This is a genomic window from Achromobacter mucicolens (assembly GCF_029866465.1).
GTDB lineage: Bacteria > Pseudomonadota > Gammaproteobacteria > Burkholderiales > Burkholderiaceae_B > Achromobacter > Achromobacter mucicolens.
The window spans coordinates 800,439-824,001 of record NZ_CP123364.1; the positions used below are offsets into that span (position 1 = coordinate 800,439).

Annotated in this window: 18 protein-coding genes, 1 tRNA gene and 1 pseudogene; 12 read left to right on the plus strand and 8 right to left on the minus strand. The window is 66.5% G+C overall.

From position 1 onward, the window contains the following. The first annotated feature begins 94 nt into the window (after positions 1-94). The gene (locus QEP15_RS03625; RefSeq protein ID WP_056320812.1) at positions 95-985 is read left to right on the plus strand and encodes a LysR family transcriptional regulator; all 891 of its coding nucleotides are present in this window, start codon (positions 95-97) and stop codon (positions 983-985) included. A 7-nt stretch (positions 986-992) separates the two neighbouring features. On the opposite strand, the gene QEP15_RS03630 is transcribed toward QEP15_RS03625, so the two are convergent. Further along, positions 993-2,189 (minus strand): M20 aminoacylase family protein, encoded by a 1,197-nt coding sequence (locus tag QEP15_RS03630; protein WP_056320815.1) that lies wholly within the window; start codon positions 2,187-2,189, stop codon positions 993-995. Positions 2,190-2,266: 77 nt separating this feature from the next. Here QEP15_RS03630 and QEP15_RS03635 point away from each other — a divergent pair, with 77 nt between their 5' ends. After that, positions 2,267-3,967 (plus strand): AMP-binding protein, encoded by a 1,701-nt coding sequence (locus QEP15_RS03635; protein WP_262761212.1) that lies wholly within the window; start codon positions 2,267-2,269, stop codon positions 3,965-3,967. 9 nt (positions 3,968-3,976) lie between these two features. Here the strand turns inward: QEP15_RS03635 and QEP15_RS03640 are convergent, their stop codons facing one another. Continuing rightward, the gene (locus tag QEP15_RS03640; RefSeq protein ID WP_142051180.1) at positions 3,977-4,852 is read right to left on the minus strand and encodes an inositol monophosphatase family protein; all 876 of its coding nucleotides are present in this window, start codon (positions 4,850-4,852) and stop codon (positions 3,977-3,979) included. Between the two features lie 136 nt (positions 4,853-4,988). Here QEP15_RS03640 and mnmC point away from each other — a divergent pair, with 136 nt between their 5' ends. The 6 genes from mnmC (at position 4,989) to QEP15_RS03670 (ending at position 12,327) form a co-directional block, all read left to right on the plus strand. Next, positions 4,989-6,860 (plus strand): bifunctional tRNA (5-methylaminomethyl-2-thiouridine)(34)-methyltransferase MnmC2/FAD-dependent 5-carboxymethylaminomethyl-2-thiouridine(34) oxidoreductase MnmC1, encoded by a 1,872-nt coding sequence (mnmC, locus tag QEP15_RS03645; RefSeq protein WP_280148440.1) that lies wholly within the window; start codon positions 4,989-4,991, stop codon positions 6,858-6,860. 268 nt (positions 6,861-7,128) lie between these two features. Continuing rightward, a complete protein-coding gene (locus QEP15_RS03650; protein ID WP_217618982.1) occupies positions 7,129-9,354 on the plus strand; it encodes a glycoside hydrolase family 31 protein in 2,226 nt (741 codons plus the stop codon). 224 nt (positions 9,355-9,578) lie between these two features. Next, entirely contained in the window at positions 9,579-10,667 is a 1,089-nt protein-coding gene (locus QEP15_RS03655; RefSeq protein WP_062841658.1) for a methionine ABC transporter ATP-binding protein, read from the plus strand. Further along, positions 10,624-11,277: a methionine ABC transporter permease gene (locus tag QEP15_RS03660; RefSeq protein ID WP_062841659.1), complete on the plus strand. Its 654-nt coding sequence runs from the start codon at positions 10,624-10,626 to the stop codon at positions 11,275-11,277. Before QEP15_RS03655 ends, QEP15_RS03660 begins: the two co-directional genes overlap by 44 nt. Before the next feature lie 45 nt (positions 11,278-11,322). Next, positions 11,323-12,120 carry a MetQ/NlpA family ABC transporter substrate-binding protein gene (locus QEP15_RS03665; RefSeq protein WP_056320831.1) on the plus strand — a complete coding sequence of 266 codons (798 nt, stop codon included), beginning with the start codon at positions 11,323-11,325 and terminating at the stop codon, positions 12,118-12,120. Between the two features lie 131 nt (positions 12,121-12,251). Then, positions 12,252-12,327 (plus strand) — tRNA-Lys (locus tag QEP15_RS03670). Positions 12,328-12,466: 139 nt separating this feature from the next. Here QEP15_RS03670 and QEP15_RS03675 read toward each other — a convergent pair. Next, positions 12,467-15,574 (minus strand): autotransporter family protein, encoded by a 3,108-nt coding sequence (locus QEP15_RS03675; RefSeq protein ID WP_280148441.1) that lies wholly within the window; start codon positions 15,572-15,574, stop codon positions 12,467-12,469. 367 nt (positions 15,575-15,941) lie between these two features. Between QEP15_RS03675 and QEP15_RS03680 the strand changes: the two genes are divergently transcribed. Together QEP15_RS03680 and QEP15_RS03685 are read left to right on the plus strand one after the other, a co-directional pair. Continuing rightward, entirely contained in the window at positions 15,942-16,985 is a 1,044-nt protein-coding gene (locus QEP15_RS03680; protein WP_280148442.1) for a patatin-like phospholipase family protein, read from the plus strand. A 2-nt stretch (positions 16,986-16,987) separates the two neighbouring features. After that, positions 16,988-18,439, plus strand: coding sequence for a GntP family permease (locus QEP15_RS03685; protein ID WP_152383472.1), 1,452 nt, complete (start codon positions 16,988-16,990; stop codon positions 18,437-18,439). Positions 18,440-18,450: 11 nt separating this feature from the next. On the opposite strand, the gene QEP15_RS03690 is transcribed toward QEP15_RS03685, so the two are convergent. The 3 genes from QEP15_RS03690 to QEP15_RS03700 form a co-directional block, all read right to left on the minus strand. Then, on the minus strand, positions 18,451-18,741 hold the full coding sequence (locus QEP15_RS03690; RefSeq protein ID WP_056320842.1) for a ClpX C4-type zinc finger protein: 291 nt from the start codon (positions 18,739-18,741) through the stop codon (positions 18,451-18,453). A gap of 109 nt (positions 18,742-18,850) precedes the next feature. After that, positions 18,851-19,270, minus strand: coding sequence for a hypothetical protein (locus tag QEP15_RS03695; protein ID WP_152383473.1), 420 nt, complete (start codon positions 19,268-19,270; stop codon positions 18,851-18,853). Further along, a complete protein-coding gene (locus tag QEP15_RS03700; protein ID WP_152383474.1) occupies positions 19,267-19,707 on the minus strand; it encodes a ferric uptake regulation protein in 441 nt (146 codons plus the stop codon). The genes QEP15_RS03695 and QEP15_RS03700 overlap by 4 nt, the downstream gene beginning before the upstream one ends. A gap of 109 nt (positions 19,708-19,816) precedes the next feature. Here QEP15_RS03700 and QEP15_RS03705 point away from each other — a divergent pair. Continuing rightward, positions 19,817-19,996, plus strand: a pseudogene (locus QEP15_RS03705) (AraC family transcriptional regulator); the annotation flags it as partial. Between the two features lie 334 nt (positions 19,997-20,330). Here QEP15_RS03705 and QEP15_RS03710 read toward each other — a convergent pair. Then, a complete protein-coding gene (locus QEP15_RS03710) occupies positions 20,331-20,792 on the minus strand; it encodes a YkgJ family cysteine cluster protein (protein ID WP_056320849.1) in 462 nt (153 codons plus the stop codon). 220 nt (positions 20,793-21,012) lie between these two features. Between QEP15_RS03710 and QEP15_RS03715 the strand changes: the two genes are divergently transcribed. Next, positions 21,013-21,630, plus strand: a complete 618-nt coding sequence (locus tag QEP15_RS03715) for a DNA-3-methyladenine glycosylase I (RefSeq protein WP_152383476.1) — start codon at positions 21,013-21,015, stop codon at positions 21,628-21,630. Here QEP15_RS03715 and QEP15_RS03720 read toward each other — a convergent pair. After that, positions 21,627-23,531 carry an LTA synthase family protein gene (locus QEP15_RS03720; RefSeq protein ID WP_280148443.1) on the minus strand — a complete coding sequence of 635 codons (1,905 nt, stop codon included), beginning with the start codon at positions 23,529-23,531 and terminating at the stop codon, positions 21,627-21,629. The genes QEP15_RS03715 and QEP15_RS03720 overlap by 4 nt on opposite strands. Positions 23,532-23,563 lie beyond the last annotated feature (32 nt).

Genomic DNA, 23,563 nt, shown 5'->3' on the forward strand with positions numbered 1-23,563 from the left:
TACATAACTAGACGAAATATTAGATCCGGCCGTATTATTTGAAAAATCTTCAATCTAAATATTGAATATCAGAAAATCTGATATCAGTTCGCTTATGACGCCGGATCAATTGCTCACGTTCGCCGCGGTCGCCGATACCGGAAATATCAGCCGCACCGCCCAGGCGCTGCATTTGTCGCAGCCGGCGGTCTCGGGCCAGCTGCGCGCCTTGCAGGAGTGGTTTGGCGAGCCCCTGTACCGCCGCAGCGGCCACGGCATCGCGCTGACCGAAGCCGGCGAGCGCCTTGCCGAGCAGGCGCGCCAGTTGAGGCAGGTGTACCGGCAGGCGCAGGCCGTGCGGGAATCGTGGCGCGGGCTGGAAACCGGCGCGCTGCGGCTGGGCGCCAGCACCACGCCGGCCAGCTATCTGCTGCCCCGTCTGGTTGCGGACTTTCGCCACGACTTCCCCGCCGTGAGCCTGCACCTGTCCGATGGCAACACGCGCGAGATCGTCGAGCGCCTGCCCGCGCTGGATCTGGCGTTCATTGAAGGGGATGTGCCCGCCGGATTGCCCGCCGATACCGCGGTGCACGCGTGGCGCCAGGACGAGGTCGTGGCGATCGTGCGGGCCGATCATGCCCTGGCGCACAAGGGCGCCGTGACGCTACGGGATCTGGCGGCCTCGCCGCTGGTGATGCGTGAACCGGGTTCCGGCGTGCGCCGGCTGGTGGAACGGGCCTTCAGCGATGGCGGGTTGGCCCCGTCTGTCGGCCTTGAGCTGGCCGGGGTGGAAGGCGTGAAGCAGGCCGTGCGGGCAGGGTTGGGCGTGGGTTTCGTGTCGGTGATGTCGATGCGGCACGAAGACGGCGCACTGGCGGCCCTGCGGCTGTTGCCCAAACCGCTCACGCGGACCCTGAGCATCCTGGTGCCGCACGCCGATGCCGCCGCGCGCGCCGCCGAGCGCTTCCTGGCGATGTGCCTGGCGGTCGGCGGGCAGGAGGGCTAGGCCGGTCTCAGGCCTTGGCCAGCCGCTTGAGCGCGAGCTGCACCCAGTACGTGCCGCCCAGCGGCAGCAGATCGTCGTTGAAGTCGTAGCTGCCGTTGTGCAACATGCAGGGGCCCAGGCCGTGGCCGCTGTCGCGGTGCTCGCCGGTGCCGTTGCCGATCCAGACGTAGCAGCCCGGCAGTTCCTGCAGCATGAAGGCGAAGTCTTCGGCGCCCATGGTCGGCTGCACGTTCGCGTTGACGTTGGCGTCGCCGACGATGTCGCGGAGCACGTCGGCGCAGAACGCCGCTTCCTCGGGGTGGTTGATGGTGGGCGGATAGTTGCGCTGGAAGGTGAACTCGACCTCGCAGTCCATCGCCGCGCTGGTGTGGCGCGCGATTTCTTCCATACGGCGTTCGATCAGGTCCAGCACGTCCAGCGTGAAGGTGCGCACCGTGCCGCGCAATTCGGCATGGTTGGGCACCACGTTGTCGGCGCTGCCCGCATGGATCTGCGTGATGCTGAGCACGGCTGCGTCCAGCGGATTGCGGTTGCGCGTGACGATGGTCTGCAGCGATTGCGCCATCTGCACCGCCGCCATGACCGGGTCGATGCCCAGGTGCGGCATGCCGGCGTGCGTGCCCTTGCCCTTGATGACGATCGAGAATTCGTTGCTGGAGGCCATGATGGGGCCGGGCGTCAGGCCGAACTGGCCGGGCTTCATGCCGGGCCAGTTGTGCATGCCGAACACCGCTTCCATCGGGAAACGCGTGAACAGGCCATCGTCGATCATGCGCTTGGCGCCGCCGCCGCCTTCTTCGGCGGGCTGGAAAATCACATAGACCGTGCCCGCGAAATCGCGGTGCTCGGCCAGGTATTGCGACGCGGCCAGCAGCATGGCGGTGTGGCCGTCGTGGCCGCACGCGTGCATCTTGCCGTCGTTCTTGCTGGCGTGCGCAAACGTGTTGGCTTCCTGCATGGGCAGCGCGTCCATGTCGGCGCGCAGGCCCACCGCGCGATCGCCGGGCTGGTTGCCGCGGATGATGCCCACGACGCCGGTGCCGCCCAACCCGCGATGGATTTCGATGCCCCATTCCTCGAGCTTGGCCGCCACCACATCGGCGGTGCGGAACTCTTCGAAGGCCAGTTCGGGATGCGCGTGGATGTCGCGTCGGATCTTGGAAATATCCTGGTGCCAGGCAACGATGGGTTCAAGGAGTTTCATGAGCGAACTCGGGGGAAATAGGGGGAACGGACAAAGGGTATCATCATTCAAAAATCAATTTAATGGAGACAAATACCATGACGCGTCCGTGGCTTGCTCAGTATCCCCAAGGCGTTCCTGCGGAGATCTCCACCGAGGAATATTCCTCGCTGACCGACTTGCTGGACCGGGCCTGCAAGCGGTACGCGACGCGCATCGCCTGCACGGCGATGGGCAGCGACATCACCTATGCGCAGCTGGACGGGCACGCGCGCGCGTTCGCGGCCTGGCTGCAAGGGTTGAATCTTGAAAAGGGCGCCCGGGTCGCGCTGATGATGCCCAACGTGCCGGCCTATCTGGTGTGCATGCTGGGATCGCTGCGCGCGGGCATGACGCTGGTGAACGTCAATCCGCTCTACACCGCCGATGAATTGCAGCGCCAGTTGCTGGACAGCGGCGCGTCCGTCATCGTCATCCTGGAAAACTTTGCGCATACCCTGCAGCAGGTCGCCGATCGCGGCGAACTCAAGCACATCGTCGTGACGGGGCCCGGCGATCTGCTTGGCGGCCTGAAGGCGCCGCTGGTCAACCTGGCCGCGCGCTACATCAAGAAGATCGTGCCGCCGTGGCAAATCGACGGCGCGCTGGCGCTGCCCAAGCTGCTGCACGAGGGTGCGCACCTGCCTTTCAATCCGCCGGCCATCTCGATGGACGACGTGGCGGTGCTGCAGTACACGGGCGGCACCACCGGCGTGCCCAAGGGCGCCATGCTGTCGCACCGCAACCTGGTGGCCAACGTGCTGCAGACCGAGGCGGTCGCGCAGCCGGTCGTGCACGACATGGCGGACCAGCAGCTCACCATCATCAGCGCGCTGCCGCTCTATCACGTGTTCGCCATGACGGTGTGCGGTCTTTATGCCCTGCACGCGGGCATGCGCAACGTGCTCATCATCAATCCGCGCGACCAGCCTTCGCTCATCAATGCGTGGCGCAAGACGCCGGTGAATGTGTTTCCCGGCGTCAATACGCTGTTCAACGCGCTGGCGCACAACGAGGACTTTGCGCGCCTGGATTTCTCGGGCCTGCGGCTGACGCTGGGCGGCGGGATGGCCGTGCAGCAGCAGGTGGCCGAACGCTGGCTGAAGATCACGGGCCGGCCGCTGATCGAGGGCTACGGCCTGTCCGAGACGTCGCCGGTGGCGACGGTCAATCCCACCAACGCCACCGCGTATTCCGGCTCCATCGGGCTGCCGCTGCCGTCGACGGACGTCGCGATCCTGGACGATGCCGGCAACGAGGTGCCGCTCGGAGAACGTGGCGAGGTCGGGATTCGCGGGCCGCAGGTCATGCTGGGGTACTGGCGCAAGCCCGACGAGACGCGTAATTCGATGACGGCCGATGGGTTCTTTCGGACCGGCGACATCGGCATCATGGACGAGCAGGGCTACACCCGCATCGTGGACCGCAAGAAGGACATGATCGCGGTGTCCGGCTTCAAGGTCTATCCGAACGAGGTCGAGGCCGCGGTCGCGCAGCATCCGGGCGTGCTGGAATGCGCGGCGATCGGCGTGCCGGACGAGCACTCCGGCGAGGCGGTCAAGGTGTTTGTCGTGAAGAAAGACCCGTCGCTGACCGAAGCCCAGGTGCAGCAATGGTGCAAGGACAAGCTGACAGGCTACAAGCGGCCGCGCTTCGTTGAATTCCGCGACGAGCTGCCCAAGAGCAACGTGGGCAAGATCCTGCGCCGCGAACTGCGGCCTGACGCGCAGGCCGCGGCGCCCGCGAAGACGTCCGCCTAGCGGGGCGCCTCAGCCTTGCTTGTTCAGGTGAGGCGCAATCATTTCGTGCAGCGCGCGTTCGATGGCGGGATTGCCCGCCACGACGCGCCCGCCGATCGGCCAGGGATCCTGCTTGTGCATGTCGGTGCACACGCCGCCCGCCTCGCGCAGGATCAGCGTGCCCGCGGCCACGTCCCAGGGCGCCAGGCCCATTTCCCAATAGCCGTCGTACCGGCCGCAGGCAGTCCAGGCCAAATCGAGCGCGGCGGCGCCCATGCGGCGCACGCCGCGCGCGCGGTTGATGGCGTCGTGCAGCATCGGCATGTATTGCGCGGCGAACGAAAAATCGCGGAACGGAAAGCCCGTGGCCAGCACGGCGTCTTCGATCGTCTGCGTGCGCGAGCACGAGATGCGGCGGCCGTTGAGCCACGCGCCCACGCCGTACACGCCCGTGAAGAGCTCTTCGCGGCTGGGGTCGTAGACCACGCCGATGACCGGCGTGTCTTCGGCCAGCGTTTCGTTGGCGGACATCGAGGTGCCGGCATGCGCGATCAGGGCGATCGAGACGGCGTAATGCGGGATGTCGTGCAGGAAGTTGGTGGTGCCGTCGAGCGGGTCGATGTACCAGGTGGCCACACCTTGGGCCTTGCCGCCCGTTTCCTCGGCGACGATGCCGAACTTGGGGGTGCGGGCCTTCAATTCCTGGATGATCGCGGCCTCCGCCTCGCGGTCCGCCTGGGACACGAGGTCGTTGCGGGCCTTGCGATCGATCACGAGATCGGCGCGGTGGTGCGCGTAGGATTGCAGGATGGCTGCGCCAGCATGAGCTGCCGTGACGGCCGCGTCGATCGCGGCGCACAGGTCGATGGGCGATGCCAGCGATTGGGGCTGATCGTAGGTATCCATTGGCCCAGTGTAAGCCCACCCATGCGGCAAACCTGTAGCAAACGGACTAATCCTTTCGCCGCGTGGTGCGCATCCAACGCGAACGGCCATGTGGCCGGATAATTCGCGCTTCATCATGTTTGTATCTTTGGGCTGAATGTCTGTGACTTATGTTCCGCTGGTCCCCGCAACGGGGGATGTCGACGCCGACGGCAGGCTGGTCAGCGCCGTTTATGGGGACGTCTACCACTCCCCATCCGGGGCGATGGGCCAGGCCGAGCACGTTTTCCTGCGGGGCAACGGACTGCCGGAGCGCTGGCGGGGGCGCGCGGCGTTCACCGTCTGCGAGACGGGATTCGGGCTGGGGCTGAACTTCCTGGCGTTGTGGAAGGCCTGGCGCGACGACCCGCATCGGCCGGCGGCGCTGCATGTCGTCTCGATGGAAGCTCACCCCTTTTCGGGGGTCGACATGGCCGCCTTGCTGGCGCGCCATGCGCCCGAGCCGCTGGCCGGTATGGCGCGCGCGCTGACCGCGCAATGGCCGGCGCTGCTGCCGGGGTTGCACCGGCTGGAATTCGAGAACGGCGCCGTCACGCTGACACTGGGCTTTGGCGACGCGCAGGCGCTGGCCCCCCGGCTGGGCGCGCGGGTGGACGCATTTTTCCTGGATGGCTTTGCACCCGATCGCAATCCGCAGATGTGGGCGACGCCGCTGCTGCGCGCCCTGGCCGATCTGGCGGCGCCAGACGCCACGGTCGCCACCTGGGCGTGTACCGGCGAACTGCGCCGCAATCTGGCCGACGCCGGCTTTGACGTGCGGCGCGCGCCCGGTTACGGGGGCAAATGGCATATGACAGTGGGGCAGGTCCGCCAGGCGGGAACTGCCGCGCAGCCCGCGGCGGTCTCGTCCGGACAGCATGCCGTGATCGTGGGCGCCGGCCTGGCTGGCGCGGGGATCGCCCACGCGCTGGCGCTGCGCGGGTGGCGCGTCACCGTGTTGGACGCGGGGCGCGCGCTGGGCGCGCCGGCCCATGCCGGCCACCTGGCCGCTGCGCTCACGCCGGTGGTGGCGCGCGACGACAATGCGCGGGCGCGGCTGTCGCGGGCGGGCAGCGAAAGGGCGCTGGCGCGCTGGCAGGGGCTGCCGGGGGGCGCGGCGCCCCGGGTCTGCGGCACCGTCCAGGTCGAGCGCGACGCCGGCCGGTCGGCGGCGCTGGCGGGCACCCTGGAAGCGCTGGCCTTTCCGGCGGACTGGGTGCGCCAGGTGACGCGGGAAGAGGCTGGCGCATTGTCCGGATTGCCCGTGGCGCGGGGCGGCGTGTTCTTTTCACAAGGCATGCTGGTGCAGCCCGGGCTGCTGATCGACGCGCTGCTGGCCGCGGCCGGGGCTGCGGTGATTGCGGGACGGGCCGACCGGGTGTCGCCCGCAGGTCAAAGCTGGCGGGTGCAGGATGCCTCGGGGACGGAGCTGGCCCGGGCGGACACCGTGATCCTGGCCAATGCCGCCGGTTCACGCGAGGTCCTGGCGGCCAGCGGCCTGCTGGACTCGCTGCCACGCGTCGCCCAGATGCACGCGCTGGCCGGCGAGGTGACGCTGATCCCCGCAGCGGCCCTGGACGGCGGCCCGCGGTGCATCGTCGGCGGCGAAGGCTATCTTCTGCCGGATATTGGCGTGGGCTGCGTGGTCGGCAGCACCTATGTCCATGGCGCCGCCGAGGCCTCGGTGGGCGCCGAAGGGCAGCGTGTCACATTGGGCAAGGCGGCGGGGCTGCTTGCCGGCCACTTCCCGGCATTCGACGCGCTGGTTCCGGGCGATCTTCCCGGCTGGGCCGGGTGGCGCGCCGTCCTGCCGGGCCGTCTGCCGGCCGTCGGCGAGCTGCCCCACGCACCGGGTCTGTGGCTGGCCGCCGGCTACGCGTCGCGCGGATTGTCGTGGTCGGCGCTGATGGGGGACCTGATTGCGGCGCGTCTGATGGGCGAACCGCTGCCGCTGGAGACCGATCTGGTCCAGCTTGTTTCACCACGATGAAAAATATTTAATGCGCCCGGGGCGGCACGCCCGGCTGGCGTAGAATTGTAAGAATTGCCGGAATTTGGCGCCAATAGGCCGCAATTGACCTTTCGGGCCGGCAATTCGGCGACTCGGCGGCATCTGCGCGCCTGGCGCAGGCCAAGGGCTTTATGCCCCTTTTTTGGATGAAATAACCGTCCAAAAGAGGGATCGAGTTTATTTCAAAGCTCAAATCCGTCAAAATAGCGTCTTTTGATGGTTTTTGGCTTAAGCCGGGGGATGCTCTGTGCCGCCCAAGTTCGACTTTGCCCATACTACCCAGCTCGATAATGCCGAGCTGCTGACGTCCCGCCCCAGTCGCATCGATTTCGACGCGGGCGATGGGTTGCATCTGGTAGTCGAGGCGCATGCGCCTGGAGTTTTTCGCCTGCGCTGCGGCGAGGCGAACCACTTCAATGATGACAAGCCGGGCGCGCGTGCGCGCGCCGTGGCCGAAATGCTGCTCGCGCGCCAGGAGGCGGTGGGCGAAGCGACCATCGCGCCTCGCGATGGCGGGGACGGCTGGCGTATCACCCAGGGCGACGTCGCCCTGGAGATCCAGGCCAATCCCGTTCGCATCGCCCTGTACCGCAACGAAGACCGCGTCTTCGAATCCGAGGTTTCCGCGCATACGCCCGCATTCGGGCACAACGCGCTGGACCAGGCCGACGACGCCGTGTGGACGGCCGGTTTCACGTTGGCCGCCGACGAGCGGGTCTACGGTCTGGGCGAAACCCCGGGGGACCTGAACCGCCGCGAGGAATCGGTGGTTTCCGACGATCCGGAGCACCGCGCGCTGCCGCTGGCCTGGAGTCCCCGAGGCTGGGGCGTCTATGCCAATACGATGCGCCGCGTGGAACATTCAGTGGGCGTCGCGCCGGCGGACTCGGCCTATGTGCTGACGGTCGATGACGCGGTGCTGGACTTGTTCCTGTTCGCCGGCGAACCCGCCGAAATCCTGAATCAATACACCGCGCTGACCGGCCGCGCCGGCCAGCCCGTCCTGTGGGCCATGGGCGCGTGGCTGCAGCAGGCCGCGGGCGAAATGCCCACGCAGACGGTTGCCCTGGTGGCGCGCATGCGCGAAAACCAGATTCCGGTGGATGCCGTGACGCTGGCCCAGCCAATCGCGTGGGGCTTCCAGGCGGACAAGACGGTTTTTGAATGGGATGCCCAACGCTTTCCCGACGCCAAGCAGATGCTGGCGCTCTTTCACAAACACAACGTGCATGTGGCGGCCTCCGGCTTTCCGGGCGTCATCAAGACCAGTCCGCTCTTTGAAGAGCTGGAAGATCGCGGCTGGCTGCTGACCAAGGACGACGGCGCTGCCCAGGTGTTCGACGGCAACGCGGCGACATCCGGTCAGCCCTACGGCCTGCTCGACCTGACCTATCGCGACATCTACAACCTGTGGGTCGAGCGCCACCGCCAATTGGTGGAAGACGGTCTGGATGCGCCCGCCTGCGACGCGCAGATCGCCATCCCCGATGGCGTGACCGCCCGCAACGGCGAGACCGGCCCGGCCCTGCGCACGATGTATCCCCTGCTGGTGCGCCGCGCGCTGTTCGACGCGGTGGCCGGATTGAAGGTGCCGCCCGAAGGCGTCGTGCCCAGCGCGGACCTCTTCCCGGCGGCCCAGCGCCTGCCGTGGCAGGTGGGCCCCCAGGTCGACAACACCTGGGAAGGCCTGCGGCACACGCTGCGCACGTCCCTGTCGATCGGTTCCAGCGGCGTGCCCGTCCAGGTGCACAACATTGGTTCGGCCGCGCGCGACCGCGCCGGCATGACGCCCGAGCTTTACCTGCGCTGGCTGACCGCCGGCGTGTTCTCGGCCAATTTCTCCTTCCAGGGCGTGGAAGGGCTGATGCCCTGGGATTTCGGCGACGAAACCCTGTCCCACGCCAAGACCTGGATGCAGTGGCGCTACCGCCTGGTGCCCTATGTGCTGGGTGCCATCGAGGACTCGGCCCGCACCGGTCTGCCGGTGCAACGCTCCATGGCGCTGTCGTTCCCGAACGATCCGCACGCCCACGAATGGGATCTGCAATACCTGCTGGGTCCGGCCCTGCTGGTGGCGCCGGTCACCGAACCGGGCAATCAGGTGCGCGTGTACCTGCCCAAGGGCGAGGCGTGGTGGGATCTGAACACCGGCCATCGCTACGAGGGCGGCACTACCTGGACCATCGATTGCGAGCTTGGCCAGTTCCCGGTGTTTGGCCGCGAAGGTCACATGCTCTGTCTCGGTCCCGCCGCGCAGCATACGGGCGAGTTCAACTCGGCCCGCATCCTGGACGAGGTCTGGATGTTCGGCATGCCGGTGCATAACCCGGTCGTCATGCGCAACAAGATCCGCGTGATGCAGATGCAGGGTTCGAGCTACATCAAGGGGCTGGAAGGGCTGCGGATCTCGCCGTCCGAAGGCCTGGAAGTGAAGCGCCGCGGCGCGGAAGTCCGCATCTCGCGCGCACGCTGAACCCGGGTCGGCCGCAAGCCGGCCGCCGAAAAGAAAGGGCAGTCAGGAAGGCTTTCCTTCCCGGCTGCCCTTTGTGTCTTTGCCGGATCGCCATTGTCGAGGCGTTTGCGCGGCTTTCCAGAAGCCTCGCGGCGCCGGGCCGGCAGTTGATATTACTTGTAGTTATTAAAAATGGAAAAAACGGTCGTTCTCTTTAGAAGAGAAAAGATACAAAATCGCTTGCCATGATTCACATCGAGAACCTATCCAAGACCTACGCCACGCCGCATGGGGAATTCCAGGCGCTGCGAGGCATCAACCTGCACATCGAGCAGGGCGAGGTCTTTGGCATCATCGGTCCCAGCGGGGCCGGTAAAAGCACGCTGGTCCAGTGCATCAACCTGCTGGAACGTCCCAACCAGGGCAACATCTCCATCGGCGGTCAGGCGCTGACCGGCCTGACCGAAGCGCAACTGCGTGAACAGCGCCGCCGCATCGGCATGGTGTTCCAGGGATTCAACCTGCTGTCGCGGCGCACGGTGTACGGCAACGTCGCCCTGCCGCTGGAAATCGCGGGCGTGTCCAAAGCTGAAATTCCGGCGCGCGTGGAGCGTCTGCTGGCGCTGGTCGGGCTGGAACATCTGCGCGACCGGTATCCCAGCCAGATCAGCGGCGGCCAGAAGCAGCGCGTCGGCATCGCCCGCGCGCTGGCCAACAATCCGGACGTGCTGCTGAGCGACGAAGCCACGTCCGCGCTAGACCCCGAAACCACGCACAACATCCTGGCGCTGCTGCGCGACATCAACCGCAAGACCGGCGTGACTGTGGTCATGATCACGCACCAGATGGAAGTCGTGCGCGAGGTCTGCGATCGCGTGGCCGTGCTGTCGCAGGGCGAGGTCGTTGAAATCGGCAGCACCCGCGAGGTCTTTGCCCAACCCCGCCATGAAGTGACCCGCAACATGGTGTCGGCCGCCACCGCTTCGGAACTGACCGACGCCACGCTGGCCGCCGTCAAGGAACGCATCCAGGCGCTGGCCGCCGCCAAACCCGGCCAGACCGTGCGCCTGTTGCGCCTGTCGCTGACCGGCACCGACGCATCGGGCGCCTTCCTGTCCGACCTGACCCGGCAATTCGGCCTGGACGTCGGCCTGGTGCAGGCGCGCGTCGAAGACATCCAGGGCGTGGCCGTGGGCACGATGTTTGTGCTGGCCCAAGGCACGCCCGCTGCGCTCAAGGACGGGATTGCCGCCTTGAACGCCCGTGACATTACCGTTGAAGAAATAGCTCATGAGTCCGCAACTGATCGACCTGCTTATTACGTCGCTGCTTGACACCCTGCTGATGGTGGGCGTGGCCAGCGCCATCGCGGTGATCATCGGCATTCCGCTTGGCGTCACGCTGACGGTGACCGCGCGCGGCAACATGCTTGAAAACCAGCCCGTGAACCACGTGCTGGGGGCCATCATCAACGCGACCCGTTCGGTGCCGTTCGTGATCCTGATGGTCGCGATCATCCCGTTCACGCGATTGGTGGCGCAGACGTCCATCGGCACCACCGCCGCCATCGTGCCTTTGTCGGTGGCCGCCATTCCCTTCATGGCGCGCATCGCGGAAAACGCCATGCGCGAGGTCGATCCGGGCCTCATCACCGCGGCGCGCGCCATGGGCGCATCGCCGATGCAGATCATCATGAAGGTGCTGCTGCCCGAAGCCCTGCCGGGCCTGATCGCCGCCACCATCGTCACCGTGGTCAGCCTGATCGGTTATTCGGCAATGGCCGGCGCCATCGGCGGCGGCGGGCTGGGCGACCTGGCGATCCGCTATGGCTACCAGCGCTTCCAGTCCGACGTCATGGCCGCGGTCGTGATCGTGCTGATCGTTCTGGTCCAAGCCATCCAGAGCCTGGGCGACCGCTTCGTGCGCCGCATGTCGCATCGCTGATCTTCTTCGTTTTTTCCTACTTCCGTCATATCGGGATATCGCAACATGAGCATCAAGGTTTTGAAGTCGCTGGCCGCGTTCGCTTTGGGCGCCGCCGTATTCGCCCAGCCCGCGCTGGCTCAGGACAAGCCGCTGAAGGTCGGTGTCACCGCCGGCCCGCACGCCCAGATCTTTGATGTGGTCAAGGCCGAAGCCGCCAAGCAGGGCCTGAACCTGCAAGTCATCGAGTTCTCGGACTACGTGCAGCCGAACGTGGCGCTGGCCGCCGGCGACCTGGACCTGAACAGCTACCAGCACCAGCCCTACCTGGACAACGCCAACGCGGACCGCGGCTACAAGCTGGTCAGCATCGCCAAGACCGTGATCTTCCCGATCGGCATCTACAGCAAGAAGATCAAGTCGCTGTCCGAACTGAAGGAAGGCGCCCGCATCGCGCTGCCGAACGACCCGACCAACGGCGGCCGCGCGCTGCTGCTGCTGCAGGCCAATGGCCTGATCAAGCTGCGTCCGGAAGCGGGCCTGAAGGCCACGCCGATCGACGTGGTCGAGAACCCCAAGAAGCTGCGCTTCATCGAACTGGACGCCGCCCAACTGCCGCGCTCGCTGGATGACACCGACGCTTCGGCCGTGAACACCAACTTCGCGCTGGAAGCCGGACTGAATCCGACCAAGGACGCCATCGCCCAGGAATCGCCCGACTCGCCGTACGCCAACGTGCTGGTCGTGCGTGAAAAGGACAAGGACCGTCCCGAGTTCGCCAAGCTGGTCTCCATCTATCACAGCCCGGCAGTGAAGCAGTTCATCGAAACCAAGTTCAAGGGCGCGGTGGTGGCTGCCTGGTAATCCAGCACGCCGCACCACCCGCAAACGGCCGCCGCGAGCGGCCGTTTGCTTGCCTGGCTTTGCTGGCAGGATGGCACGCTGTCATTTTTTGACAAGCCCTTCGAAATCCGCCATAATTTCGGGCTTCGGTCGGGTTGTTAGCTCAGTCGGTAGAGCAGCGGACTTTTAATCCGTTGGTCGCGAGTTCGAGTCTCGCACAACCCACCACCCCAATTCGCGCAAGCATCGAGTCGAACGCCGCTATTTCGTTAGCGGCGTTTTTCGTTGGTGCCACATCTTTGTGCCAAATACAAAACGCCGCTATCGACATAGCGGCGTTTTGCTTTGCCTGGCGTTCGTGTACGTCTTAGTACCGCCAGGTCATATGGACCGAACCGGCGTTTTCCCGGTTGCCGCCGCCGAACTGGCCGGTGTAGTTCAGGCCGATGGTGGCATTGCGCGTGAGCGCGGTTTCGACGCCGAGCTCGGCCAGCGCGGCATCGCGCGCGATGGGAGCGCCGGCCACGGTGAAGGCCTGGCCGCCATCGAAGGACATGGTGCTTTCGGGCTGCACGTCGCCAAAGGCGTGGCGCCAGCCCAAGGTGGCCTGCACGCGTCCTTCGGTCTGGCCAACCGTGAAGTTCATCAGCCCGCGCAAGCCAAGCGTGGAGGTGGTTTGCTTGTTGCTGTCGCTCTGCCCGCTCAAGGCGGCCGATCCGCCGGACTCCGAGAAGCTGCGGTTGCGCGTATCGCTCCAGGACAGCCCGGCGAAGGGCTCGATGCTGACGCGCTCGGACATGGGCAGGGCGTAGCCGAGTTCGGCGAACAACTGGGTGGTGCTTGCGCCATAGTCGGCAGTCAGCGTCTGGGACACGCCGGAGACGCTGGCGCGGCGTTCGGTGGAGATGTCGTGCCAGGTGTAGGCCGTGCCGGCCATCACGTTCAGCTTGCCGGGCCCGACCTCGAACACCTTGCCGCCAAACACCGCCGCGCTGTAGCCGGCAATGTCGGCCTGCGACGAACGGTCGTCCACGCGAATCTTGCTGTCGGTGAAGCCCAGGGCGCCGCCCAGGCGCCAGCCGCCGCCCAAGGCGTGGTCGACGCCGGCGAAGACGCCGCCGGTGTTTTGGCGCACTTGCGCGGAATCGCCGTTGCCCTTCCAGGTCTGCCAGTTGCCGATGACTTCGGCCCAGGCGGGCTGCGCATTGGAGGAAGGCAGGGCGGACGCGGACGGGGTGCCGCCAAGTTGTGCGGTCGGCGCGCCTGCGCGCATGCCCGCGCCCAGGTTCGCGCGCAGGTAAGCGAGGGGCACCGCGCGTACCGAGTTGTTGAGACCCGTCAGGGTGGAGGTGACGCTGGCGTGCGCTTCTCCGGACAGGCTGTTGAAGGCCGCGGCCGTGGCGCCTTCGGGCAGCGTCAGGATGTATTCGTGCAGCGGGTTGCCGGCGGGCAGGCTGTCCAGGGCGTTGGCCACGGCGCGCTGGTTGCCGGTTTGCGCCGCGTCGGCGAAGGCGATCGGGCGAGTCGGCGTTTCAGGAACGCTGGGGGTGACCGGCGTGACCGGGGTAACCGGAGTCACCGGGGTCTCCGGGGTGACCGGGGTGACCGGGGTTTCCGGGGTGACCGGGGTTTCCGGGGTGACGGGCACCTGCTTGCGGCCAAGCTGCATCACGACGTTCTGGCCGTCATAACGCAGGGCCGGATCCAGAAAGGCGTAGTTGGACGAGACGCTGCTGAACTGCCCGTTGACCGTGCCCGCGCTGAGGATGGCGTATTCGCGCCGGGTCTGGAACCCGCCGTCCGGCCCGACATGCACCGCCGAACCCGCCAGGTTTGCCGTGCCGCTGACAACGACACGGCTGCTTGCCGACGATTGGGAATCGGCCGTCACCTGATAGACCGAACCTGGCGAGAACGTCAGGTCGCCCGCGACGTTCAGGGTGGTGCCGGCCGCGCCAGGGGCCAGCGTGGCGCCGTTTTGCAGCGTGGTCGTGCCGACCGTTCCCGAGCCGCGCAGGGATGCGCCGCTGGCGACATTCAGGGTGCCGCCCAGGGCGCCGTTGACCGTCAGGGCGCCGCCCAGCAGATTGGTTTGGCCGCTGAAGGCACTGGAATCGCCGGTCAAGGTGGTCGATCCGGCCAGCATGTCGATGGTGCCCTTGCCCGGCGACAGAGAACTGATGCCGGGGGCGAAGACGTAGTTCGAACTGGAGTGGTTGAAGACCAGCTTGCCGGTCCCGTCGCCAAAGCGCACGCCAAGCGCGGCCTGCACGACGCCCGGCGCGGCAGCGGCATCGCTGGCGGCGGCGCCGATATTCAAGGTGCCCACCGATCCCGCCGCATCGGCGATTCGGACGCGGTTGGCGGTTTCAAGGGTGGCGCCGTTGGACAACGTGGCGGCGCCCGTGCCTTGATAGCCGACGAGGAAGGCGCTGGAGGTCTTGAGCCGGGTCTGCGGGCCGTCCGCGACGAGGGTGCCTTCGCTGCCTGCGCTGAAGCCGGCGACCACCTGGTAGGCATCGATCATCGCACCGTCCGTCGCGGCCAGGTGGCCCTTCGAACCCGCATACATGCCCAGCGCAATGTAGCTGGTCAGCGAGGAGAGCTGGCTGCCGGCGCCGGAAACCAGCAGTTTGCCGTCGCCGCCCGCGTACATGCCCACATAGGTCTGGGCGCCGGAAGTGGCCGTGGCCCCGCCCTTGATGTCCAGCGTGCCAGTGCTGCGCGCGCCGATCGACATGCTTCTGACTGTCTGCATCGACGAGCCAGCGCCCGTGATTTCGATCGTGCCCGTCGAACCCGCCGAGTTGGCCACCAGCAGGCCGGTAAGTTGAACCGTGCCCTTGTCGGAGATCGTGACGACGCCGGTGCCATTGTCACCTGCGGTGATTTGCCCGGCGTTCAGGGAGCTGCCCAGGCCAGAAATATTCAGGGTGCCGAGAGAGCCGGTGTGCGAACCCAGCGTGACGGCCGTCGATGCGATGGCTTTGGCGCCGCGGGTCACGTTCAGCGTGCCCGTGCCATAGAAGCCGACGCTGAAGGCCTCTGCGGTCCACTGAGAGCCCGCGCCGTTGATGGTGGCCGTGCCGGACTGAAGTTCGGACGTGCCGGGCGTGAAACCATTCGTGGAGTTGCCGATGATGGCCGAACCGCTGGTCAAACGGCTGCCATGTTCCACGTTGAGCGAGGGGCCACCAATCGCGCCAAGAAAGATGACGCCCGCCTGGTTGCTGCCGCTGGAGATAACCGGCGCGTACGGCGTGACGCTATTGATGAACAGATAGCCGGTCGAGCCCGGAAGCGATGCCGACGACCAGTTTTGCACGTCTTGCCAGTCTGCGCTCTGCGTGCCGTTCCAGGTGATGCTTTGCGCAATCGCAGGCGCGGCGCCCAAGGTCAGCATGCCGGACCCGGACAGGCCAAGCGCTTGCAAGGCAATGACAATCGCCCTTTTTTTCAGTTTTTGTTGAGGCATTTCGCGTTTCAGAAGTGAATTTAGCTGAGGCGGAATGGCGCAAATCCTGAAAAAGCCATGGCGCACGTGAAGGGAAAGCGGGGATGCGAGGGATGCTGCGGTGTCGATGCTTGGGAAGCCTGCGCGTTGGGGCGCGCGTAATCGATCTTACGATTTGCTGAAAAAGCCAAAGCCCCAAAAAACACCGGTGTTGATGGCTATTTTTTCTTATTATGATGCGACCCCAATTTCTATCAGGAGGGCGTAGTCTTCCGTTTTCCAGGCGCATCGCGTATAACTTCCGAACGATATGTGCAGCGCAACATGGCGCATGTCGCAGTCACACCGATCGCAAGCTCACCCCCAGCCTCCCGCAAGGAGTTCCGCCGTGGCCCGATCCAAAGCGTCAGCGACTGCCCGCGATCCCGTCTTGATCGATCTTGCGCTGCAGGGGGGAGGCGCGCACGGCGCCTTCACCTGGGGTGTGCTGGACCGGCTGCTTGAAGAACCCTGGCTCGGCATCGACGGCATCTCCGGCACCTCGGCCGGCGCCATGAACGCCGCCGTGCTGGTGCTGGGACATGCGCGCGGGGGCGCGCAGGGCGCCCGCGCCGCGCTCGAGGACTTCTGGCGCCGCGTGTCCGACGCGGCCCGTTTCAGTCCCTTTCGCCGCAGCCCTCTCGACATCCTGATGGGCTCGTGGTCGCTGGACAATTCCCCCATGTTCATCGCCTTCGACATGGCGTCGCGGGTGTTCTCTCCCTATGACCTCAGCGCGTCCGGGGCCAATCCCCTGGCCGCCATCCTGTGGGAGGTCATTGATTTCGACGAACTGGCGCGCGCGCCCATCCATCTGTTCATCACCGCGACGAACGCGCGCACGGGCCGGGGCCGGGTGTTCAAGAATGCCGAGGTCAATGCCGACGTGCTGCTGGCGTCGGCCTGCCTGCCCACGCTGTTCCGCGCCGTGATGATCGACGGCGATCCGTATTGGGACGGCGGCTACAGCGGCAATCCGACCATCACGCCGCTGGTGCGGGACTGCCAGTCGCACGACACCATCCTGGTGCAGATCAATCCGGTGGAGCGGGCCGGGTTGCCCAGCAGCGCCCGCGAGATCATGAACCGCCTGAACGAAGTCACCTTCAACGCATCGCTCCTGAAGGAGCTGCGCATGATCGCGCTGCTGCGTCAGGTGGCCGACCCCGGCAATGGCGAGGGCAGAATGTGGGCGCAGATGCGGATACACCGAATCTCGTCCGAGCTCATGGTGGAGCTGGGGTATTCGTCCAAGCTCAACGCCGAATGGCCGTTCCTGTGCATGCTGCGCGACGAGGGCAGAAAGGCGGCCGAGCGTTTCCTGGCCGAACACGGCGACGACCTGGGCAAACGGTCGTCATTGGATATCGACGAATTGCTGGGCGAGGTCTGATCATGGGACTGTTCGGTATTCTGCTGGCGCTGGTCCTGCTGATCGGGCTGGCCTATCGCGGCTGGAGCATCCTGCTGCTGGCGCCGGCCGCGGCCATGGTGACGGCTGCCGCGGCGGGGGAACCGCTGCTGGCGCACTGGACGCAGACCTTCATGGGCGGCGCGGCCGGGTTCGTCGCCCAGTTCTTTCCCTTGTTCCTTCTGGGGGCGCTGTTCGGCAAGCTCATGGCCGACAGCGGCTCGGTCACGGCGATTGCCGACGCCATGACGCGCAAGCTGGGCGCGCGGCGCGCCATCCTGGCCGTGGTGCTGGCCGGCGCCATCGTGACGTACGGCGGCGTCAGCCTGTTTGTGGCGTTTTTCGTGCTGGCGCCCATGGCGCATGCGCTGTTCCGGTCGGCCGGCATTCCGGTGCGCCTGATGCCGGCGGCCATCCTGCTTGGCACGTCAACCTTCACGATGTCCGCGTTGCCGGGCACGCCAGCCGTGCAGAACGCCATTCCCATGCCGTTTTTTGCGACCACGCCGTTCGCCGCGCCGGGGCTGGGCATCGTGGCCAGCGCAATCATGCTGGGCTTTGGGCTGTGGTGGCTGAGCCGCGCGGAAGCCGCCGCGCGGCGGGCGGGTGAAGGCTACGTCGCGCCCGCGGGCATGGCCAGCGACGTGGCCGACGACGTGCTGGTGCGCGAGCGCGCCACCGTCGCGCGCGAGTTCGACCCGGCCGAAATGCAACATGGCCAGCGCAGCCCGGACGCGCCCTCTGCGCTGGTGGCGGCGACGCCGCTGGTCGTGGTGATCCTGGTCAATCTGCTGATGACGCTGATCGTCCTGCCGCGCATGGACACCGCGTGGCTTGCCGAGGCGCGCTGGGGCGGCACCAGCCTGGCCGCGGTGGGCGGCGTCTGGTCGGTGATCACCGCGTTGCTGGCCGCGATCGTGGTGCTGGTGGGGTTGAACTTCCGGCGCCTGCCGTCGCTGCGCGACACGATGGACGCCGGCGTGAACGCGTCCGCGCTGCCGCTCCTGAGCGTCGCGAGCCTGGTGGGATTCGGCGCGGTGGTCGCCTCGCTGCCCTCGTTTGCGGCGGTGCGCGACTGGGTGCTGTCGATCGAGGGCGGGCCGCTGGTGTCGCTGGCCGTGGCCACCAACGTGCTGGCGGCGTTGACCGGGTCGGCGTCGGGCGGCCTGACCATCGCCCTGCAATCGCTGGCCGGCACCTACATGGAGCTGGCGCAGACCCTGGGCATCGATCCGGCGCTGATGCACCGCGTGTCGGTGATTGGCGCGGGCACGCTGGACAGCTTGCCGCACAACGGCGCCGTGGTGACCTTGCTGGCAGTGTGCGGGTCGAACCACCGGGATGGTTACATGAATATCGTCGTGGTGGGCATCGTGGGACCCATCATCGGGCTGGCGGCGGTCATCGCGCTGGGCAGCGCGGTGGGATCGTTCTGACGCGATGCCCGTCAGGACAGCGTGCGCGCGGGCAGCGCCGCCGACAGGTCGTTCAGGCTCAGGCCGCAACACCGCGCCCGCTCGGCCAGCGTTTCGCTCTGCGCCAGCGCGCGGCTGCTTTCCTCCAGCAGCACGTCCAGCTGCTCTTGCGGCGTGGCGGCCATCGCCCATGCCCGGTCCGCAAAGCGCACGGCAAACTGGTCCACGCACGATTTGCATATGGCCGCGCCGTTCTGCTCGAGCAGCGGCGCGCCCTGCGCGAGCGTCGATTGGCAAAACTGACAGGCGAGGGCGTGGTTCATGCGTCGGGCGGCCGGGACGAGAGTTGGTAAAAACGGCCACCGAAACGACGGGGCCTGTCATTGAACAACGGCCGCGCACGCCCAGTCTTAAATCGCGGGGCTTGCCGTCTTAATCGACATTGAAGCCGCTCGGCCCTGCGTGCCCAAGCAGTTCCCGGGCGCACTGGACCGCTTCTCCCGGTGTCGCGACCGCCAGGAACGGCAGGCCGAAGGCGCGAGCCATCTTTTCGCCGCGCTTGCGCAGCTTGTCCAGCGCCTGGGCATCGCGTTCGACGGCGATAAACGCGCGGCATCGCGCCCGCAGGCGCGGCATGTTGGCGGTCTGCCATTCGATCATGGCCCTGCGGTCTTCGTGCGCGGCCTCATGGCGCGTGTCGGGCACCACCATGACAAAGGTGCGCGGGTTCTCCACCAGCAGCTCCATTTCCCGGATCCACGTGGCGGAATAACCGAGCGGCGCGCCGCCGTGCCGGGCCGTCACGATGGGAAACTGCGACAGGTCGTGAAAGAAGAATTGGTCGTGGTTCATTCGAAGGCTCCGTGGGGCAGGACAGGCTCGTCCTTGGCGCAGCCGCAGCTGCCGTAAAGCACGAGACTGTAGGAATCCAGTTCAAAGCCGCAGCGCCGCGCGATCTTCCTGACCCGCTGCGCCGTGGCGGGATCGCTGGACTCCCGGATCTGGCCGCAGCGCGTGCAGACCAGGTGGTCGTGATGCCCCTTGTCGTTCAGTTCGAACACGTTGGTGTGCGAATCGAGCTGGGTGCGTTTGAGCAGGCCGGCGTGCTCCAGTTGCGTGATCACCCGGTACACCGTGGCCAAGCCGATATTGCTGTGGTCCGAGATGAGGCGGCGGTAGATGTCCGCGGCGCTCATGTGCGCGTCGGCATGGCGGTAGAAGATGTCCAGGATCTTCAGACGCGGAAAGGTGGCTTTGATGCCGGCGTCGCGCAGCCGTGTGTGGTCCATGAAATGTCTCCAATTCAGTGGGCGGATATCCCAATGATGAGAATGATGTACATTTTCAAATGGACCCGCTAACGGGAACCCGTCAACCTGTACCTCAAACCTGCCAACCATGCGTGAAGCGGCTGCCTCTCCCCCTCTGCCCGACGTCCTGCTGACGCCGTACAGCCTGCGCCGGCGCCGGGAATCCAAGGGCATTTCGGTGCCCGCGCACGTCCACGCCGAGGGCATGCTGGTGCTGGTGCACGAAGGACTTGTCATGGTGCAGTCGGGCGACCGCGTGTTGACGGTGCTGCCGGGCAGCCTGGGCTGGATTCCGCCCGGCGTGCGTCATGGCGCGCGCTGGTTTGGCGAGGCGCGCGGCTCGTTCCTGCACGTGCACCCCGACGGGTGCGCTCGCTTGCCGCCGCATTGCCGGGCGTGGCCGTCCTCGCGGCTGATCGAGGCGCTGGTCGAGCGCTTCATCGAAGGCACGTCGCGGGAGACCCCGGTGGCCTATCAGGCGCAACTCTTTGTCGTGCTGCTGGAAGAGCTGAGGCAGCGCAGCGCCGAGGCGACCGTGCCGCTGCCGATGCCGGCCGACCCGCGCCTAGGAAATGACCGCGAAGGGTTCGCCGCGGCGCGCGTCAGGCGGCCGCGGGCTGGTCCGGATGCAGCGGGCCCTGCGGGTCGTTCTCGGCGTCGGGACGGGGCGGCACGGGTGCCAGACCCAATCCCAGTCGCAGGCGCTGGCAATCCGGATTGGGCGATCCGTCCGGCATCCAGATGTCGAAGTCGCGGCACGGCGTGGGCCGGTTGTCGTAGATGTCGCAGTGAATGCCGGGCTTGCCGAGTTCTCCGCGCAGCGAGATGCAGCGCCCGCCGCCCATCTCAGTGCCCTTCATGCAGGCGCGCAGGGGGCTCATCTGGGTGACCAGTTCCAGTGGCACCTGGCCGCCGTTTTCGCCGGCCAGTTCACCGACGTAAAAGGACACGCGAAAGTGCGCGCAACATGCGCCGCAGTCCAGGCAGGGATTGGCGGACGGGTCGTCGCCGGCCAGCACGGCAGGCGACACGAAGGTAACGAGCGAAGTCAGTGGCAGGGACATGGGGCAAGGTCCGAAATGGCCTGTCCGGCTCCCCGTCTTGGCGCATGCCGGGCCTGCGATGCGCCGGCCCGCCGCGCTGATCCGACGGTGCGCGCGGCACAGGCCGGCGCCGAATCAAGGCCGGAAATATTATCTGGATTTGCGTTGCGGCCGCTACGACTTTTTTCAGGGACGTTGCTGGAGTAGCATCGGTAGCCCGTCAGCCGTAAGGAGCGATCCCTTGTCCGCCAAAACCGATTTCCCAGATGGCCTTGCCCGTTGCGGCTGGGTGGACACGTCCGCCGAATACATGGCCTATCACGACACCGAATGGGGCCACCCCGAAGGCGACGATCGCGCGCTGTTCGAACAGCTTTGCCTTGAAGGTTTCCAGTCCGGGCTCAGCTGGCGCACCATCCTGAACAAGCGCGAGGCCTTCCGCCGCGGCTTCGCCAACTTCGACCCGGCCAGGCTCGCCGCCTTTGGCGAACACGAAGTCCAGGCGCTCTTGGCCGATCCGGGCATCGTGCGCCATCGCGGCAAGATCGAAGCCATGATCAACAACGCGGCGCGCGCGCTGGAAATGATCGACCGCGAAGGGTCCCTGGCCGCGTATTTCTGGCGCTTCGAAGCGCCGCCCTCCAAGGTGTCTACCTACGGCGCCTCGACTTCCGAACAGTCCGAAGCCCTGTCCAAGTCGCTCAAGAAGCTGGGCTGGAAGTTCGTGGGGCCGACCACGGTGTACGCCTTCATGCAGTCCGTGGGCATGGTCAACGACCACAGTCCCGGCTGCCATTGCCATGCGCTCGTCGAGAAAAAGCGCAAGGCGTTTGTTCGGCCGGGTGGCCGGTCAGCCTAGGGCGCGGTCTGCACCGGCGCCTGCGTGGGCAAGCTGTAGCGCCCCTCGCGGTAAGCCCAGCTTGGCCACAACGCGTGGGCCAGCGCCTCGGTTGCCAGTTCGGCATTCAGCGGCGCGGGCGCGTAGTCCTCGGGCGCCGTGTAGCGGTACTGCACCGGGGGCTTGTTGGGCGCCAGCACCAGCAGGTCGTCTCCCTTCAGATACCCATAGGTGCTGTCGTACTGCATGATGGCGCGTCCGGGCGTGCTGCGCGTCAGGTCGTGGCCGATCATCGGGTGCTCGGTATCCACGCCAATCAGCGACAGCAGGGTGGGCGGCAGGTCGATCTGGCTGATGATGCGGTCGTCGCGCCGCGCCTCGATGCCGGCGCCCAGGATCACAGCAGGAATGTGGAAGTGGCGTACCGGTACCAGGCTGGCGCCAAACACGCGCGAGTCATGGTCCGCCGCCACCAGGAAGACCGTGTTTTCCCAATACGGAGACGCCTTGGCGCGTTCGAAGAACCGGCCCAGCGCCCAGTCGGCGTAGCGCACCGTGTTCTCGACGGTGGCGGGATTGCCGTCGGTTTCGATGCGGCCCGCCGGGTACTCCCACGGCGTATGGTTGGACACGCTGAACGCCAGCGTGAAGGTCGGCTGGTCGCCATCTTCGCGCAGCAGGCGGTCAAGCTGGTTGAACATGTCCTCGTCCGACGCGCCCCACGTGCCGACGAACGCGGGGTCCACGAAATCGGGCCGGTCGACGATCTGCTTGAAGCCGTTGCCCAGGAAGAAGCCTTTCATGTTGTCGAAGTGCGACTCGCCGCCATAGATGAAGCGCGAGTGATAACCGTGGCGCCCCAGCAGGTCGGCCAGCGAAAAGAACCCGCGCTGCGAGCGCGGCAGTTTCAGCACTGCTTGCGCGGGGGTGGGCAGGAACCCGGTGGTGACGGCTTCCAGTCCGCGCACCGAGCGCGTGCCGGTGGCGTAGGCGCGCGTGAAAGTCCAAGCCTCGCGCGCCAGCGCGTCCAGCTCCGGCGTCAGGTTGGCGCCGCCCAAGGCCGCGCTGTACTGCGCGCCCAGGCTTTCTTCAAGGATGATGACCAGATTGAGCGGGCGATGCGTCTTGCGCGTGGCCGGCTGGCGATGCAGGCTGGGGTAGTCGGGATTCGGCGGGGGAAACGGCAGCCCGGACTTCGCCAGCACCAGGGCGTGCATCTCGTCGTCGTCCATGCCGCCATATACGGCGGAAGCCGACTTCTCGTTCTTCATGCTGTAGACCGCATAGAACACGTTGTACAGCGAGTTCAACGCCAGGGTGTTGAGCATGCCGTCGGAGCTGTAGGCCACCGAGGACGGGTTGATGGGACGGTGGCCCAGCGTGCCGCGGATGGCAAGGATCACCACCGCCAGGATCGCCACGCTGGCCAGCGGCATCTGCCACCAGGTCAGCGGCGCATCCGGACGCGCTTGGCCCAGCAGCGTCCAAGCGCCCCAGCCAATCAGCGCCAGCGCGCCCAGTCCGCCCAGCAGGGCGCCCTTGTAGCCGCGCCACAGCATCCCCGAGACTTCGCGCGGGTGCTTCAGGTATTCGACGAACAGGCGGTTGGGGCGGGAGTCGTATTCGATGATGAAGGGCGGCGTCGCCACTTCCAGGAACGCCAGCAGGACGAACGCCACGATGTACCAGACAGCGGTGATGTCCGCCGCCACCGGGATGTGGCCGAACAGCGGCGACAGCACGGCCGGCAGCGCCGCCAGCACCGCGATCTGATGCGCATCGATGCGCAGTCCCCGCAGCAGCAAAGGCGCCAGGCCGCCGGCATTGCGCACGCGCTGCCACTGCCAAAGCGCCAGCGCCAAGCGGCTGAGCGTCAGCAGCGCGAAGGCCGCCAACACGAATATCAAAGTCGAGTGCCGCATCGGGCCTCCAGGTTGTCCTGCACTTGCGCCCG

Bases quoted from the DNA above. Each gene is read 5' to 3' on its own strand.
- QEP15_RS03625 (WP_056320812.1), top strand. From the start codon at position 95: ATGACGCCGGATCAATTGCTCACGTTCGCCGCGGTCGCCGATACCGGA.
- QEP15_RS03630 (WP_056320815.1), bottom strand. From the start codon at position 2,189: ATGAAACTCCTTGAACCCATCGTTGCCTGGCACCAGGATATTTCCAAG.
- QEP15_RS03635 (WP_262761212.1), top strand. From the start codon at position 2,267: ATGACGCGTCCGTGGCTTGCTCAGTATCCCCAAGGCGTTCCTGCGGAG.
- QEP15_RS03640 (WP_142051180.1), bottom strand. From the start codon at position 4,852: ATGGATACCTACGATCAGCCCCAATCGCTGGCATCGCCCATCGACCTG.
- mnmC (WP_280148440.1), top strand. From the start codon at position 4,989: ATGTCTGTGACTTATGTTCCGCTGGTCCCCGCAACGGGGGATGTCGAC.
- QEP15_RS03655 (WP_062841658.1), top strand. From the start codon at position 9,579: ATGATTCACATCGAGAACCTATCCAAGACCTACGCCACGCCGCATGGG.
- QEP15_RS03660 (WP_062841659.1), top strand. From the start codon at position 10,624: ATGAGTCCGCAACTGATCGACCTGCTTATTACGTCGCTGCTTGACACC.
- QEP15_RS03665 (WP_056320831.1), top strand. From the start codon at position 11,323: ATGAGCATCAAGGTTTTGAAGTCGCTGGCCGCGTTCGCTTTGGGCGCC.
- QEP15_RS03675 (WP_280148441.1), bottom strand. From the start codon at position 15,574: ATGCCTCAACAAAAACTGAAAAAAAGGGCGATTGTCATTGCCTTGCAA.
- QEP15_RS03685 (WP_152383472.1), top strand. From the start codon at position 16,988: ATGGGACTGTTCGGTATTCTGCTGGCGCTGGTCCTGCTGATCGGGCTG.
- QEP15_RS03690 (WP_056320842.1), bottom strand. From the start codon at position 18,741: ATGAACCACGCCCTCGCCTGTCAGTTTTGCCAATCGACGCTCGCGCAG.
- QEP15_RS03695 (WP_152383473.1), bottom strand. From the start codon at position 19,270: ATGAACCACGACCAATTCTTCTTTCACGACCTGTCGCAGTTTCCCATC.
- QEP15_RS03700 (WP_152383474.1), bottom strand. From the start codon at position 19,707: ATGGACCACACACGGCTGCGCGACGCCGGCATCAAAGCCACCTTTCCG.
- QEP15_RS03710 (WP_056320849.1), bottom strand. From the start codon at position 20,792: ATGTCCCTGCCACTGACTTCGCTCGTTACCTTCGTGTCGCCTGCCGTG.
- QEP15_RS03720 (WP_280148443.1), bottom strand. From the start codon at position 23,531: ATGCGGCACTCGACTTTGATATTCGTGTTGGCGGCCTTCGCGCTGCTG.